Below are 14,693 nucleotides of genomic sequence, written 5' to 3'. Positions count from 1 at the left end.
GTTTGCCGGGTGGGACTTGCACCCACTGGAAAGCGCCGCCTTATCACGGCGCACGCCAACGACGGACATCCGACCGACAGTCGAGTGAAGTCGCTGGGCCACCGCCGGCCCAATCAGATTGGTCGGCTCGTCCGTTTTTCGGATTTCGTGGGCACTTCCCAGAGCGCTTTGTGGAAGCGAGCTGCCAACGGAACGTGCCGAAGTCCCGAAAATTAACGGCAGCGTTGATGCCGTCGGTAGGCACAAGATCACTCCGAAAATCGCGTTCATCGCTGGGATGTCATCGGGCAATCCCCGAGGTAATGCATGCCTGCGAACTATTTGCGACGAGCGAAGCAATTGGGAGGTTCACCGGAGGCGGCGACGAACAATTTCCAACCAACTTCCCGACGGAACCTCTTTGAAAATTTCTCTGTTTTTCGGGGGACCAAAATCCAGGAGGAAACCATGAGGACCGTAACATCGATATCGGTGTCCCTACTTCTAGCTGTTGCGGCATCAGGAGCAACTGCTCAACAGCTACCCGCTGAAGGTAAGTTCTCCATTAGCTACACGCTGACGAATTCATCGCCGGTCAAGCCAATCAGCATCGGCAAGGACAAGGAATTCACCGTCAGCTCTTCGATGATGACAGGTATGAATGACGCGGGCAGCGGACTTCTTCACAACATGACCGGGCGCTGCCTCTCGGCTGTCGTTACCGATAAAGCGGCAAAGACAATCGAAGGACATGGCTATTGCACCTATGCTGATGCGGATGGCGATCAGGTGTTCGAGAAAACCGATTATAACCAGCCGTCAGGACCAACCATCCTCATTCAAGGTCAGTGGATCGGTGGGACGGGCAAATTTACTGGTCTTGAGGGAACATTCGAAATCCACCACAGCCCGCTAAAAGCTGCCGTCGATGGGACAGTGCAAGGGGTAGGAAAGAAAATAGGAACATACAAAATCAAGACGATGTGAGCCGTAAGACGAGGTAAGCCCGGTTTCCAAAGAAGCCGGGCTTCTCTTTGATCGCCGGGGTCTCATACTGCCGGCGTCTCTGCTCACGCGCCGATGAAGTGATCGAGTAGTCCGTGCGGGCGCTTGCCAAGGTCCGCTTCGGGGTCATTTTTCGACCAAGCCAGCTTATCCTGACTGTCGATTGATGTCGGCTTTTCCTCCGACAGCCACCGTGGCCATAAGCGGCGAGCGTTGCCGCCGGCAGACGATGTGAAGGCAACGGGTGCGACAAACCCGACGGCCGTCAACCCTGCGGCCCAGGCTCGCGTGCGCCTTGCCACTGATTTGCCCGACGAGGCAAGCCCCCTTAGCAAAAATATTTCGGTTTTTCGGAACCACAACTCAGTGTATGAATCCGCCCGTCTCACCCGATTGAGGGGCGCGTCGCGATCGTCACGAGTGTTGCGGTGAGATGCGGTGGACGCCGAGCGCGCAACTGACGAGTGCGTGCTGACGGCGGACGGTGAAGTCGTGTGGTCCTGACGCCCCAGTGGCAGGTGTCTCCTCGCAAGACGCGCGAAACGTCCTGCGAAGACGGTGACAAACAAGCCCGGTCTCGCCGGGGAGAGCACGAAGGAAGCCGTAAAACCATCGCGCAGGGAAAGCCGGTGTGAATCCGGTTTCACCTGTGGTCCTACCCCGTGCTTTGTTGCACGGGACCCATGGGTGCAATCGGCACCCGGCTTTCCCTGCGCCCTTTGTTCTTCAGGAGGGTGAAACGAGACGCAAGCCTCGGACGATTCACGCCGCGAGAATGCGGACTCGCATCCTCACCGCTGTTTGAAATGTGAATCGAGACTGTGCACCTCGTCATTGCGAGGAGCGAGAGCGACGAAGCAATCCACGCATCCGCGCGCTCGGAATTATGGATTGCTTCGCTCCGCTCGCAATGACGTGGAGGCGGTGTCCCCGACCCGTTGGCTCGCAACGACGATTATGGCTGCGGCTGCCGCACCACGCCGCCCGCGTTCATGCCGCCGTCGATGACGAGCTCGGTCCCCGTCACGTAGCGCGACGCATCGGACGCGAGATAAAGCACGCCCTGCGCGATCTCAATCGCCTGGCCGGCGCGGCCGAGCGGCGTGGCGAATTTGGCACGCTCGTCGGGATCGATCGGGGCGTTTTGGCCGGCGCCGGCGGCCCCGGTCGGGATCTTGCCCCAGATCGGCGTGTCGATGATGCCGGGGTGAACCGAGTTGACGCGGATGCCATCGCCGATCTGCGCGCATTCCATCGCGATCGCCTTTGCGAACAGCCGCACGCCGCCCTTGGTCGCGCAGTAGCCGGCAAGGCTCGCCGCGCCGCGGAGACCTGCGAGCGACGACATCATGATGATGGAGCCGCCGCCATGCTTGCGCATCAGCGGCAACGAATGCTTCACCGACAGGAACACGCCGTCGAGATTGATCGCGGTCTGGCGCCGCCAATCCGCCAGCGACATGTCGACGATCGAGGGCACCCCGACGCCGATGCCGGCATTGGAAACCAGCACGTCGAGCCGGCCATAGCGCCTGCCGACCTCGGCGACGACCTCCACCCAGCGCTCCTCGCTGGTGACGTCCTGCGGCAGGAAGATCACCTCGCGACCGGCCTTCTTGAGGCGGGCGGCGAGCTCCGGCCCGTTCAGCTCGTCGATATCGGTCGCGACGACGGTCGCGCCCTCCTGCGCCAGCAATTCGACGATCGCCGCGCCAATGCCCGACGCGCCGCCGGTGACCAGCGCGACCTTTCCCTGAACCTGTCCTGACATGTCCTCTCCCGAACGTTTCTTATCTGATGACCGCCGGGCCCTGATCGGGCACCGCGACGTCGAGCACACGGAATTGCACACGTTCGGTGCCTTGCCAACGGTCAACCGCGAGAGAGCCCGCCACGTGCAATTGCTGGCCGCGATTTTGCGTCAAGGCGCTGCCGAGCTTCTGTCCGACCGAGCGGAATGCGATACCGTTGACGACCGAGCCATCGCCCGACTTGAAGCGCAGCCTCAAATGCGCCTGCCCGACCTCGTCGGCATAGACCAGCCGATGCGAGGGTAGCGCGATCACGGGCTCCGGATTGGCGCTGCCGAACGGGCCAGCGCGATTGAGGATCGCGGCAAATTCCGGCGTCACCGCGCGTGCGGTCACCGCGCCATCGACGAAGAGTTCATTCTCGTGCCGCGAATTGGCGACGTCGGCGGCGAGCGCGCTCTCCATGAAGGCGCGAAATTCGGCGAGCTTCTCCTTGCGCAGCGTCACGCCGGCCGCCATGGCGTGGCCGCCGCCTTTCATCAGGAGGCCGTCGTGCACCGCCTGCCGCACCGCCTTGCCGAGGTCGACGCCGCCGATCGAGCGGCCCGAACCGGTGCCGATGCCGCCCGGCTCGAGCGCGATCGCAAACGCCGGACGCGCGAATTTTTCCTTGAGCCGCGCCGCGACCAGCCCGACCACGCCGGGGTGCCAGCCTTCCGCGGCGGTCACGATCACCGCACCCTTGTCCTCGAGCCCAAGCGACGCCAGCGCCTCGGCCTCGGCCTGCGCCTCCGCGGCCTGCTCGATCACCCGCCGCTCGGTGTTGAGGCGGTCGAGCTCGGCTGCGATCCGCGCGGCTTCCGACACGTCGCCCTCGAGCAGCAGCCTGACGCCGAGATCGGCGCGCCCGATGCGGCCGCCGGCATTGATGCGCGGCCCCAGCATGAAGCCGAGATGCCAGGCCTCCGGCGGGCCGTTCAGCCGCGACACGTCCATCAGCGCGGTGTGCCCGACATGATCGCGGCGGCGCATCGCAATCAGGCCCTTGGCGACGAACGCGCGATTGAGCCCGGTCAGCGGCGCGACGTCGGCAACAGTGCCGAGCGCAACATGATGCAGCATGCCGAGCAGGTCCGGCTCCGGCATCTCGCCGGTCCAGAAGCGACGCTGGCGCAGGTCGCGGTTCACGGCGACCAGCGTCACCAGCACGAGGCCGACGGCCGCGAGATGGCCGAGCCCGGAGAGATCGTCGGGCCGGTTCGCATTCACCAGCGCATCGACCTCGGGCAATTGATCGCCGGTCTGGTGATGATCGATCACGACAACCGACATCCCGAGCCGCTTCGCTTCCGCAAGCGGCTCGATGCTGGTGGTGCCGCAATCGACGGTGACGAGCAGCGTCGCGCCCTTCGCCGCCAGGGCGCGCACCGCATCGACGTTTGGCCCGTAGCCTTCGAATATGCGGTCGGGGATGTGGATCAGCGGATCGAGCCCGCAATGGCGCAAATGCCAGGCCAGCAGTGCCGCCGACGTCGCGCCGTCGACATCATAGTCGCCGAAGATCGCGACCTTCTCACCGTGATCAGCGGCATCGGCGATGCGTCTGGCCGCGGTCTCCATGTCGGTCACGGTATGGGGATCGGGCATGAGCTTGCGGATGGTCGGATCGAGGAAATCAGTCACGGCATCGAGCTCGACGTCGCGCCCGGCCAGCACCCGCGCCAGCATCTCCGGCAGATTGTAGCGCTGGACCATGGCGAGTGCCCGCGCCGCGCCGCGCGCGTCCAGCCGGTCGCGCCAGAATTTTCCGGTCAGCGAACGCGCCACGCCGAGGAACGCCGGTGGCGCCTCGACGGGAAGAGCTGTTACGGGGAGCGTCATGATGCCGTCCGAGCTGACGTTTGGTCGATTCTGGTTGTACCAGAACCGGGCTCAGACCTCATGGCTTGCCCCCGTTCTCCACACGAAGTGGGCACGTTTCGCGCGAAAACGCGATGGATGCGCCGGAACGCGGCAATGATCGGCGGCGGCTCGCCAGTGTCTAGCAGCCCATTCGGTCGGCGATCCCGCCGAAATCCTTGGCGACGATGTCCCAGTCGCCGGTGGCCTCGAAGTCGATCTTCTGCAGCGGGCCGTATTCGGTTGGACGCGCGACGAACGCCGTCTTCAAGCCGTGCTTCTGCGCGTGCTTGAGATCGTAGTTGTGCGCGGCGACCATCATCACCTGCTCCGGCGGCAGGCCAAGCAGCTTCGCCGCACCAAGGTAGGTTTCCGGGTCAGGCTTGTAGTGCTCGAACAGCTCGGCCGACATGATCAGGTCCCACGGCAGGCCTGCGAACTTCGCCATGTTGGTCAAGAGCGCGACATTGCCGTTCGAGAGCGGCGAGATGATGTATTTGGTCTTGAGCCGCGTCAGACCTGCGACGCTATCGGACCATGGATGCAGGCGGTGCCAACCGAGCGTGAGATGGTGCAGGTCGGCCTCGGTCAGCCCCTTGATCTCGAATTGCGCGACCAGCTTCTCGAGCGAGCGGCGGTGCAGCACGTCGAGGATGACATAGCCGTTCTGCGGATTCTTGCGCACCTCGTCCATCGAGGCGGCATAGACCGCGCGCCAGCCATCGACCAGCGCGGTCCAGTCGGCCTTGATGCCCCGCGTCTCCGACCATCTGGTGAAATCGTTGATCAGGCTGGTCCGCCAGTCGACCACGGTTCCGAACACGTCGAACACCAGCGCCTTGACGGCTGAAAGATCGGACATGTTCGTCTCCCCGTTCGACGGCGATCCTAGTCGAGGTGGAATTTGTCGAGCTGACGGTGCTCGGCCTTGATGTAGCGCACGGTGCCGGTGACGGAACGCATCACCACCGTCTCGGTCTCGATCACGTCCTTCTTGAACTTCACGCCCGACAGCAGCGAGCCGGTGGTGACGCCGGTCGCCGCGAACAGGCAGTCGCCCTTGGCCATGTCTTCGATGCCGTAGATCATCTTCGGATCGGTGACGCCCATCTTGTGCGCGCGCTCCCGCTTCTCCTCGTTGTCGAGGATCAGGCGGCACTGCATCTGGCCACCGATGCAGCGCAGCGCGACCGCGGCCAGCACGCCCTCGGGCGCGCCACCGGTGCCGATATACATGTCGACGCCGGTCTCATCGGGCTTGGCGCAGTGAATGACGCCGGCGACGTCGCCGTCGGTGATCAGCTGCACGGCGGCGCCGGTGGAGCGCACGCTGTTGATGATGTCGGCGTGGCGCGGACGGTCGAGCACCAGCACGTTGATGGCGGTGGGGTCAACGCCCTTGGCCTTGGCGAGGCGGCGGACATTGTCGGCCGGCGGCGCGTCGAGCTCGATCACGTTCTTGGCGTAGCCCGGACCGATCGCGATCTTCTGCATGTAGACGTCGGGCGCATGCAGCAGCGTGCCGCCGTCGGCCATCGCCATGGTGGCGATCGAGCCGGGCATGTTCTTGGCGCACAGTGTGGTGCCTTCGAGCGGATCGACCGCGATATCAACCTTCGGACCGGCGTTGAGACCGACCTTCTCGCCGATGAACAGCATCGGCGCCTCGTCGCGCTCACCCTCGCCGATCACGATCGTGCCTTCGATCGGCAGCCTGTTGAGCTCGCGCCGCATCGCATCGACCGCGGCCTTGTCCGCCGCCTTCTCCTGGCCGTGGCCGCGCAGCCGCGCGGCCGACACCGCCGCCCGCTCCGTCACCCGCACGATTTCGAGCGTCAGGATGCGCTCGAGCAGCATCTGCGGCGGAACGGAAATATGGGTCGACATCGGCGTACTCCTTAAGCCTCACAGACGGGCCACGCGGCCCGCGTCAATCTTTGCGCACCCCACTGCAGGGGTCACGCGCTAGTTCTTCTCGATCCGAATCACCTGCGGCCTGCCGCTGATGACCTTGTCGCGCTGCACTGCGTCCAGCGCACGGTACACGGCGTCCTCGCTGGTCGCGTAGGTAATCAGAATGACCGGGACCGGTGAAGCTTTTTTGGCCGAACCGTTCACATCGACGCCATCTGAATGCCGCTGCACGATCGATTCCAGTGATATCTTCTGTTCCGCAAGGCGCGTGGCGATTGTTGCGGCAGTGCCTGCAAGATCACGCGCCATCAGGCGGATATAATAGCCACCCTCGTGGCGTTCCATCGGCGCCTTGGTGGTCGCGCGCAACCGGTCCACCGGGCGCCCGAACGGCTTGGCGCGGATCCCGCGCGCGACATCGGCGATGTCGGCGACCACGGCGGAGGCCGTTGCTGCGCCGCCCGCGCCGGGGCCGACCAGCGTGATCGGCGGAATGCCCTCGCCGTCGATCGTCACCGCATTGGTGACGCCCATCACCTGCGCGATCGACGACGACTTCGGAACCATGGTCGGATGCACGCGCTGTTCGATGCCCTTGGCGGTGCGGACGGCAACGCCGAGCAGCTTGACGCGGTAGCCGAGTTCCTCGGCCGCGCGGAGGTCCTCCGGCGTGATCGAGGAGATGCCTTCGACATAGACCGCGCTCTGCGCGACCTTGGTTCCAAACGCCAGGCTGGCCAGGATCGCGAGCTTCTGCGCCGTGTCATGGCCGTCGACGTCAAACGAGGGATTGGCTTCGGCGTAACCGAGCCGCTGCGCATCCTTCAGACATTCGGCGAACGACAGCCCCTCCTGCTCCATCCGCGTCAGGATGTAGTTGCAGGTGCCGTTGAGGATGCCGTAGACGCGGTTCACGTCGGTGCCGGCGAGGCCTTCTCGCAGCGTCTTGATGACCGGGATCGCCGCTCCGACGGCGCCCTCGAAGTTCAGGGCGCCGCCATGCGTCTCGGCGGCGTGAGCAAGGCGCAGACCATGCTTGGCAATCAGCGCCTTGTTCGCGGTCACTACCGATTTGCCGGCCTTCAGCGCGGTCTCGATCGCCGAGAAGGCGGGATCGCCGGCGCCGCCCATCAACTCGACGAAGCAGTCGATATTGGGATCCTCGGCCAGCGCCTGCGGGCTCTTCGCCCATTCGACGCCGCGCAGGTCGAGGCTGCGCTTCTTGGCTTTCGAGCGCGCGGTGACGGCAACGACACGGACGCCGCGGCCGCTGCGCGCCGACAGCGTGCGTCCCTGCGCTTCGATCAGACGGACAACTTCGGCACCGACGGTGCCGAGCCCCGCGATGCCCACTTTCAGCGGTGCGACCATGAGAAAACGAACCTGGAAGGATTAGCGTCGATTGGCGAGAGGAACCACGTTGTGCAACGTTTCGATGCCGCTTTCAAGGAAGCGGCGCACACCGCGTGCGGCCTGCCGGATACGCTGCTCGTTTTCCACCATCGCGATACGCACGAACCCCTCGCCGTGCTCGCCGAAGGCGACGCCGGGTGACACCACGACGCCGGATTTCTCCACCATCAGCGTTGCGAACTGCATGCTGCCGACGGCCTCGAACGTCTTGGGCAGCGGCGCCCAGGCGAACATCGAGGCCTGCGGCGGCGGAATGTCCCAGCCGGCACGCCCGAACGATTCGACCAGCGCGTCGCGGCGCTTTCGATAGGTGTCGCGCATCTCGCGGATGCAATCGTCCGGACCGTTCAGCGCCGCGGTCGCTGCGACCTGGATCGGCGTGAAGGCGCCGTAGTCGAGATAGGATTTGACGCGCGCGAGCGCTGCGATGATGCGCTCGTTGCCGACGGCAAATCCCATGCGCCAGCCGGCCATCGAGAAGGTCTTCGACATCGAGGTGAACTCGACCGTGACGTCGATCGCGCCCGGTACCTGCAGCACCGAGGGCGGCGGGTTGTTCTCGTCGAAATAGACTTCGGCGTAGGCGAGATCCGACAGGATGAAGATGTCGTGCTTCTTCGCGAACGCGACCAGATCCTTGTAGAAATCGAGGTCCGCGACATAGGCCGTCGGGTTCGACGGATAGCAGACGATCAGCGCGATCGGCTTCGGGATCGAGTGGGTGATCGCCCGCTCGACAGCCTCGAAGAATTGCGGGGTCGGTTCCGACGGCACCGACCGGATCACACCGCCCGCCATCAGGAAGCCGAACGCGTGGATCGGGTAGCTCGGGTTCGGACACAACACGACGTCACCAGGCGCGGTGATCGCCTGCGCGACGTTGGCGAAGCCTTCCTTCGAGCCGAGGGTCGCGACGACTTGGGTATCCGGGTTGAGTTTGACGCCGAAGCGGCGCGCATAATAGGCAGCCTGCGCCTTGCGTAGGCCATTGATGCCGCGCGAGGCCGAGTAACGGTCGGTGCGCGGCTTGCCCAACGTCTCCTTGAGCTTCTCGATCACGTGAGGCGGCGTCGGCAAGTCCGGGTTGCCCATCCCCATGTCGATGATGTCGGCCCCAGCGTTGCGCGCGGCCGCCTTGGCCTGGTTGACCTTTTCAAAGACGTAAGGCGGCAGACGGCGAATGCGGTAAAACTCTTCCATGGAACCTTGCTCCGACAACCGGCACGGCAGAATCGACTCATCTCGGCGGTTCAGGAAACCGGATTCGGTTTCGTCCAGAAATCGCACTGAATCAATGACTTAGGGCGAATTCAGGCGCACAGATCTGAGGTCGGAGACCGGATATGCGGTTGAATTGAGGTTCTTTTAGCACGGACGCCCGGCTACGCCAGCGATTGATCGGCTTTTTCGGGAGCTCACTTGCCGGCCGAATTCTGCGCCCCTGTGGACGCCTGGCGGTCGCGCGCGGCGACCAGCTCGGCCTCGATCTTGGCCTGCTCTGCCGGCTTCATCGCCTGTTCGCTGCGATCGGGTGGAAGGTCGTGAACCGGCAGGTATCCGCCTGCCTCCTTGGGCCGCGCCGGCGCGTCGGTGGGCACGCCAACGCCCGGCAGGTCCGCAACCGTGCTCGCGCAGCCGCCCAGCGCCGACATCGACGCGAGCAGCAATACGGCCGCAAGACCCCTTTTCATCCGATCGGTCGGCATCCGCCGAAAGTCCCCAACAAGCTAGCGCGCACGTCGCACGTCGCCGACACGGGTCGCACTGGTACGAGCCTTGCAGCGTCCCCGCTGCGATAATTCTTGCTTCGGCCGTTCAAACCATTGTCGCCCGAAACGATTAATGCGTGAACAGCAAAAGCGACAGGTGAGGCTTCAATATGTCAGAACAGAGAATTTTTGTCGCAGTGCAACAACACGAAACATCAATTTTTCCCTGATTGTCGTTGCCGCACCGCGCGATGACGCCGACGAAACGAAGCGATAGTGTTCCTCAGATGAGCAACGTCAGTATCGAAACCCAGGCTGCCCCCAAATTCAACGCTGAAGCCTTCGCGATGAACATCGCGCGTGCGATGGAGAGCAGCGGTCAGGCCCTGGCCGCCTATCTCAAGCCGCGCCAAACCGGCGAAGTGCGCGACAAGCCCCCGAACGAACTCGGCGAGGTGATCAAGACCTTCAGCGTGATCGCCGAATACTGGCTGTCCGACAAGGAGCGCGCCACCGATCTGCAGATCAAGCTCGGCAAGGACTATCTCGATCTCTGGGGCTCGGCCGTGCGCCGCATGGCCGGCGAGCATGACGCGAAGCCCGCCATCGAACCCGCGCCGCGCGACAAGCGTTTTCAGGATCCGGAATGGAAATCGAATCAGTTCTTCGATTTCGTGCTGCAACTCTATTTGCTGACGTCGAAATGGGCGCAAGACCTGGTCCGCAATGCCGAAGGCATCGATCCGCATACCCGCAAGAAGGCCGAGTTCTATGTGCAGCAGATCGCCAATGCGATCGCACCGTCGAATTTCATCCTGACCAATCCTGAAGTGCTGCGCACAACCGTCGAAAGCAATGGCGACAACCTCGTGCGCGGCATGAAGATGCTGGCGGAGGATATCGAGGCCGGACACGGTACGCTGCGCATCCGCCAGTCCGATTCATCGAACCTCGTGGTCGGCGTCAACATGGCCACGACGCCGGGCAAGGTGATTTACCAGAACGATCTGATGCAGTTGATCCAGTATTCTCCGTCCACGGAGAATGTGCTCCGCACGCCGCTTCTGATCGTGCCGCCGTGGATCAACAAGTTCTACATCCTCGATCTCAGGCCCGAGAAATCCTACGTCAAATGGTGCGTCGACCAGGGCATCACGGTGTTCGTCATCTCCTGGGTCAATCCGGACAAGGAACTCGGCAAGAAGACGTGGGCCGACTACATGACCGAAGGCCCGCTCACTGCGATGGACGTGATCGAGAAGGTCACCGGCGAAATGAAGGTTCACGCCGCCGGCTACTGTGTCGGCGGCACGATGCTCGCCTCGACGCTCGCCTATCTCGCGGAGAAGCGCCGCCAGCGCGTGACGTCGGCGACGTTCTTCGCCGCGCAGGTCGACTTCACCCACGCGGGCGATCTGCTCGTGTTCGTCGACGAGGACCAGATCTCGGCGCTGGAACGCGACATGTACGAATCCGGCGTGCTCGAGGGCAGCAAGATGGCGATGGCCTTCAACATGCTGCGCTCGAACGACCTGATCTGGTCCTACGTCGTGAACAATTACCTGAAGGGCCAGCCGCCCTCCTCGTTCGACCTGTTGCACTGGAACTCCGACGCGACGCGGATGCCGGCGTCGAACCACTCCTACTATTTGCGCAACTGCTATCTGGAAAACCGGCTGTCGACGGGCACCATGGTGCTCGACAACACGCTGCTCGACCTGTCGAAGGTGAAGGTGCCGGTCTACAATCTCGCCACCCGCGAGGACCACATCGCACCGGCGGAATCGGTGCTCTACGGCTCGCAATTCTTTGGCGGCCCGGTCAAGTATGTGCTCTCGGGCTCCGGCCACATCGCCGGTGTCGTCAACCCGCCGGCGTCGAAGAAGTACCAATACTGGACCAACGACAACATCAAGGACGTCAAGCTCGCCGATTGGCTGAAGAAGGCCGAAGAGCATAAAGGCTCGTGGTGGCCGGACTGGCAGGCGTGGCTGGAGAACCTTGATTCGGAGAAGGTGCCGGCGCGCGCCGTGGGCTCGGCCGACATGCCCCCGCTCGAGGACGCGCCCGGCAGCTATGTTCGCGTCCGCGCGTAGCGCGGGACCTCCCTCTCAGCTATAAACAGCTGTCCCGGCCAGTCGGGAATCGAAATCAGTTGAGGGGGGAGACGATGACGCGTGAACTGTTCTGGCTGTCGCTGACGGTGATCCTGACCGGGCTGCTCTGGGTTCCCTACATCATCAACCGCTCCAAGGTCCGCGGCCTATCCGGTGCGATGGCCAATCCGTCGCGCAACGACAAGCCGCACGCCGAATGGGCGAACCGGCTGATGTTCGCGCACGACAACGCGGTCGAGAATCTCGTGATCTTCGCGCCGCTGGTCTTGATCCTCAACGCGGCCGACTACTCCACCAAATGGACGGTGCTCGCCTGCGCCGTTTATTTCTGGGCCCGCGTCGCGCACGTGATCGTCTACACGCTCGGCCTGCCGGTGTTCCGCACGCTGGCCTTCACGGTCGGCTTCCTTGCGCAAGCCGTGCTCGCGCTCGCGATCTTCAAGATTCTCTGATCGGCAAAAACCCGCCGGTCGCGGCGCCTGCCGCGCCGGCGGTTGCTACTGCGGGCCCTTTCGCACGACGACATGCAGCATCGTCGCGGGCGCTTCATCAAAGCTCTTCATCTCGCTGGTATCGGACGACACCTGCGTCCACGCGGCTGACGGGGCGTAAGTCGCCTGCAGCCATTCTTGCGACGGATAATTGTAGTAGCGGCCGATGCTGTCGCGGCCGTCGTCATGGCCGATCTTGTAGCTTGCGTAGAACAGGCCGGAAGGTTTCAGCGCGCGATGGACCCGCGTGAGGATGGCAGCCAATTCCTCGCGCGGAACATGCAGCAAGCAGGCGCTGGCCCACACGCCGTCGTAGGTGTTCCTGTCGTCAAGCTCGTCGAACAGCATCGCTTCGACGGGATGACCGATGCGGCGTGCGGCAACCGCGGCCATCTCGGGTGAACCGTCGGTGGCGCGCACGGCGAAACCTGCGGCCAGCATCACCGCCGCGTGATTGCCGGCGCCGCAGCCGAGTTCGAGGATCGCTCCACCCGGCGGCAACAGCGACAGAAAGCCGGTGAGCCGGGTGGACGGGGCTTTTGCCCACCCGGCATAGGCCTCGGCATAGCGCCGATAGAATTGCAGCGTGTCCTCGTCCACGGTGCGCTTGGCCGGCGGTCAGGCGTCGGCCAGACCCAGCATCAGCCGCATGTTCTGCACGGCTGCGCCCGATGCGCCCTTGCCCAGATTGTCGAGCCGCGCAACGAGCACTGCCTGGTGATGCTTGTCGCTGGCGAACACGTAAAGCTCGAGCTTGTTGGTCTCGTTGAGCGCCTCGGGCTCGATCCGCCCGCTCTTCGCAGCCTCATTCTGCAGCGGCATCGCCGAGACGTAGCTGCTTCCGGCATAGCGCTTCGCGAGCGCAGCCTGGAGGTCGGCGCCAGTGGGCTTACCCGGCAGCGCATCGAGCTGCAACGGCACCGAGACCAGCATGCCCTGTCGGTAATTGCCGACCGACGGGATGAAGATCGGCCGCCGCGTCAGCCGTGAATAGAGCTGCATCTCCGGCACGTGCTTGTGCTCGAAGCCGAGGCCATAGAGCTCAAAGGCCGGCGCGGTGCCGTCCTCAAAGCTCGCGATCATCGACTTGCCACCGCCCGAATAGCCACTCACCGCGTTGACGGTGACGGGATAATCCGCGGGCAGCAGGCCGGCATCGACCAGCGGCCGGATCAGCGCGATCGCGCCGGTCGGATAGCAGCCGGGATTGGAGACCTTCCGTGCCGCGCGGATCTTGTCGGCCTGGTCGGGCGCGAGTTCCGGGAAGCCATAGGCCCAGTCGGGCGCGACGCGATAGGCCGTCGAGGCGTCGAGCACCTTCGGCGCGGCTGATCCCATGGTGTCGATCAGCGCAACGGTCTCCTTTGCGGCGTCGTCCGGCAGGCAGAGGATCACGAGATCCACCTCCTCCATCAGCGCGCGCTTGGCGCCGGCGTCCTTCCGCTTGTCCTCGGCGATGTTCTTCACGGCGATGTCACCAAGCAGCCGCAGCCGCTCCTGGATGCCAAGACCGGTCGTGCCGGAGGCACCGTCGACGAACACGGCGGGCTTGGTCGCGCCGCTGACGGTCTTCGGCTGATGCGTATCGGTGAGGGTCATGGCACGCTCCTTTCGAGCTCGTTCGCTTCGTTTATAAATGCATCCGGCCGCGCTTGCTGCATCAGATGCGCAATCTGCTGCGCGCCGGCATCATCCCGCCGGGCAAGCGCGCCTGCGACCGCCGCGTAGTCGGTCTCGGATTTGTGCTGGTTCAGCTTGAAGCTGCCCTCCACCTCTTCCACCGTCATCTCGAGGCCGACGATCGCCTTCTTCATGGCACCCAGCCGCGGCGCTGTCATCTTGCCCGACGTCCAGGGTTTCTTCGGCAACAGCCGGTTCTCGAATTTGCCACTCAAGGTATCGATCTGCACGGCGAGCTCGTCAGCCGACATGGTCCGCACCGGCCCGGTCAGATGCACGGCCTGATAGAGCCAGGTCGGCACCTGCTCCGGCGACACACACCAGTCCGCCGACACATAGGCATCCGCGCCAGTGACAGCCAGCAGCCAGGACGCGCCGCCGGCCAGCTTTGCCAGCGGATTGTGACGGGCGACATGAAACATCGCCTGCGGCGTGCCGTCGGCGGCGTAGGCCAGATAGAACGGCAGCGCAGAGGCGATCGGCTTGGTCCCGTCCCACGCGCAGGCAATGCCGAATCCGCGCGCCTCGGCGAAGGCGAGGCTTGCGGCGCGGTCGGGCTTGGATACCGGTGGCGTATACATTGTCGGACTCCTGCGTGACGTGGGAGCCGCCAGATCGAACCGCGTGTCTTTTTCAGGGAGAGCGCCGCGGGAACAGATCCGGCGGCAGAGGCGATGATCTAAACGCGAACGACCGCCCATACCGCGAAGGTACGGCGGCGGGCAACGATGATGG

General features: G+C 64.0%; 13 protein-coding genes. 3 read left to right on the top strand and 10 right to left on the bottom strand.

Annotation, left to right across the window (positions count from 1 at the left end; translation table 11 throughout):
• Positions 1 to 306: 306 nt before the first annotated feature.
• The gene (locus ACFFWD_RS25720) at positions 307 to 966 is read left to right on the top strand and encodes a hypothetical protein (protein ID WP_376969849.1); all 660 of its coding nucleotides are present in this window, start codon (positions 307 to 309) and stop codon (positions 964 to 966) included.
• Between the two features lie 973 nt (positions 967 to 1,939).
• On the opposite strand, the gene ACFFWD_RS25715 is transcribed toward ACFFWD_RS25720, so the two are convergent.
• The 7 genes from ACFFWD_RS25715 to ACFFWD_RS25685 form a co-directional block, all read right to left on the bottom strand.
• On the bottom strand, positions 1,940 to 2,755 hold the full coding sequence (locus ACFFWD_RS25715; protein WP_376969847.1) for a glucose 1-dehydrogenase: 816 nt from the start codon (positions 2,753 to 2,755) through the stop codon (positions 1,940 to 1,942).
• Positions 2,756 to 2,774: 19 nt separating this feature from the next.
• Positions 2,775 to 4,616 carry a single-stranded-DNA-specific exonuclease RecJ gene (gene recJ / locus ACFFWD_RS25710; RefSeq protein ID WP_376969845.1) on the bottom strand — a complete coding sequence of 614 codons (1,842 nt, stop codon included), beginning with the start codon at positions 4,614 to 4,616 and terminating at the stop codon, positions 2,775 to 2,777.
• Positions 4,617 to 4,776: 160 nt separating this feature from the next.
• A complete protein-coding gene (locus ACFFWD_RS25705) occupies positions 4,777 to 5,496 on the bottom strand; it encodes a haloacid dehalogenase type II (protein ID WP_376969843.1) in 720 nt (239 codons plus the stop codon).
• Between the two features lie 26 nt (positions 5,497 to 5,522).
• On the bottom strand, positions 5,523 to 6,521 hold the full coding sequence (glpX, locus tag ACFFWD_RS25700; protein WP_376969841.1) for a class II fructose-bisphosphatase: 999 nt from the start codon (positions 6,519 to 6,521) through the stop codon (positions 5,523 to 5,525).
• A gap of 78 nt (positions 6,522 to 6,599) precedes the next feature.
• The gene (locus ACFFWD_RS25695; protein ID WP_376969839.1) at positions 6,600 to 7,919 is read right to left on the bottom strand and encodes a homoserine dehydrogenase; all 1,320 of its coding nucleotides are present in this window, start codon (positions 7,917 to 7,919) and stop codon (positions 6,600 to 6,602) included.
• Between the two features lie 21 nt (positions 7,920 to 7,940).
• A complete protein-coding gene (locus ACFFWD_RS25690; RefSeq protein WP_376969837.1) occupies positions 7,941 to 9,161 on the bottom strand; it encodes an LL-diaminopimelate aminotransferase in 1,221 nt (406 codons plus the stop codon).
• A 215-nt stretch (positions 9,162 to 9,376) separates the two neighbouring features.
• A complete protein-coding gene (locus tag ACFFWD_RS25685; RefSeq protein ID WP_376969835.1) occupies positions 9,377 to 9,667 on the bottom strand; it encodes a hypothetical protein in 291 nt (96 codons plus the stop codon).
• Between the two features lie 290 nt (positions 9,668 to 9,957).
• On the opposite strand from ACFFWD_RS25685, the gene ACFFWD_RS25680 reads away from it, so the two are divergent.
• Both ACFFWD_RS25680 and ACFFWD_RS25675 read left to right on the top strand, forming a co-directional pair.
• Positions 9,958 to 11,766: a PHA/PHB synthase family protein gene (locus ACFFWD_RS25680; RefSeq protein ID WP_376969833.1), complete on the top strand. Its 1,809-nt coding sequence runs from the start codon at positions 9,958 to 9,960 to the stop codon at positions 11,764 to 11,766.
• A gap of 74 nt (positions 11,767 to 11,840) precedes the next feature.
• Positions 11,841 to 12,239: an MAPEG family protein gene (locus ACFFWD_RS25675; RefSeq protein WP_376969831.1), complete on the top strand. Its 399-nt coding sequence runs from the start codon at positions 11,841 to 11,843 to the stop codon at positions 12,237 to 12,239.
• Between the two features lie 45 nt (positions 12,240 to 12,284).
• Here ACFFWD_RS25675 and ACFFWD_RS25670 read toward each other — a convergent pair whose 3' ends face one another.
• Genes ACFFWD_RS25670 through ACFFWD_RS25660 form a run of 3 tightly spaced genes read right to left on the bottom strand, consistent with a single transcriptional unit; the run spans position 12,285 to position 14,539 of the window.
• A complete protein-coding gene (locus ACFFWD_RS25670) occupies positions 12,285 to 12,878 on the bottom strand; it encodes a class I SAM-dependent methyltransferase (protein ID WP_376969829.1) in 594 nt (197 codons plus the stop codon).
• An 18-nt stretch (positions 12,879 to 12,896) separates the two neighbouring features.
• Positions 12,897 to 13,877, bottom strand: a complete 981-nt coding sequence (gene argC, locus ACFFWD_RS25665) for an N-acetyl-gamma-glutamyl-phosphate reductase (RefSeq protein WP_376969827.1) — start codon at positions 13,875 to 13,877, stop codon at positions 12,897 to 12,899.
• The gene (locus ACFFWD_RS25660) at positions 13,874 to 14,539 is read right to left on the bottom strand and encodes an FMN-binding negative transcriptional regulator (protein ID WP_376969825.1); all 666 of its coding nucleotides are present in this window, start codon (positions 14,537 to 14,539) and stop codon (positions 13,874 to 13,876) included. Before ACFFWD_RS25660 ends, argC begins: the two co-directional genes overlap by 4 nt.
• Positions 14,540 to 14,693 lie beyond the last annotated feature (154 nt).

The sequence above is a fragment of the Bradyrhizobium erythrophlei genome, from assembly GCF_042430365.1.
Classification (GTDB): Bacteria; Pseudomonadota; Alphaproteobacteria; order Rhizobiales; family Xanthobacteraceae; genus Bradyrhizobium; species Bradyrhizobium erythrophlei.
Note: the sequence above shows the minus strand (reverse complement) of the source record. Positions and strands in the feature narration are given on the sequence as shown.

Excerpts from the sequence above, each read along its gene's own strand:
- ACFFWD_RS25720 (WP_376969849.1), top strand. The coding sequence starts at position 307 with ATGCCTGCGAACTATTTGCGACGAGCGAAGCAATTGGGAGGTTCACCG.
- ACFFWD_RS25715 (WP_376969847.1), bottom strand. The coding sequence starts at position 2,755 with ATGTCAGGACAGGTTCAGGGAAAGGTCGCGCTGGTCACCGGCGGCGCG.
- recJ (WP_376969845.1), bottom strand. The coding sequence starts at position 4,616 with ATGACGCTCCCCGTAACAGCTCTTCCCGTCGAGGCGCCACCGGCGTTC.
- ACFFWD_RS25705 (WP_376969843.1), bottom strand. The coding sequence starts at position 5,496 with ATGTCCGATCTTTCAGCCGTCAAGGCGCTGGTGTTCGACGTGTTCGGA.
- glpX (WP_376969841.1), bottom strand. The coding sequence starts at position 6,521 with ATGTCGACCCATATTTCCGTTCCGCCGCAGATGCTGCTCGAGCGCATC.
- ACFFWD_RS25695 (WP_376969839.1), bottom strand. The coding sequence starts at position 7,919 with ATGGTCGCACCGCTGAAAGTGGGCATCGCGGGGCTCGGCACCGTCGGT.
- ACFFWD_RS25690 (WP_376969837.1), bottom strand. The coding sequence starts at position 9,161 with ATGGAAGAGTTTTACCGCATTCGCCGTCTGCCGCCTTACGTCTTTGAA.
- ACFFWD_RS25685 (WP_376969835.1), bottom strand. The coding sequence starts at position 9,667 with ATGCCGACCGATCGGATGAAAAGGGGTCTTGCGGCCGTATTGCTGCTC.
- ACFFWD_RS25680 (WP_376969833.1), top strand. The coding sequence starts at position 9,958 with ATGAGCAACGTCAGTATCGAAACCCAGGCTGCCCCCAAATTCAACGCT.
- ACFFWD_RS25675 (WP_376969831.1), top strand. The coding sequence starts at position 11,841 with ATGACGCGTGAACTGTTCTGGCTGTCGCTGACGGTGATCCTGACCGGG.
- argC (WP_376969827.1), bottom strand. The coding sequence starts at position 13,877 with ATGACCCTCACCGATACGCATCAGCCGAAGACCGTCAGCGGCGCGACC.
- ACFFWD_RS25660 (WP_376969825.1), bottom strand. The coding sequence starts at position 14,539 with ATGTATACGCCACCGGTATCCAAGCCCGACCGCGCCGCAAGCCTCGCC.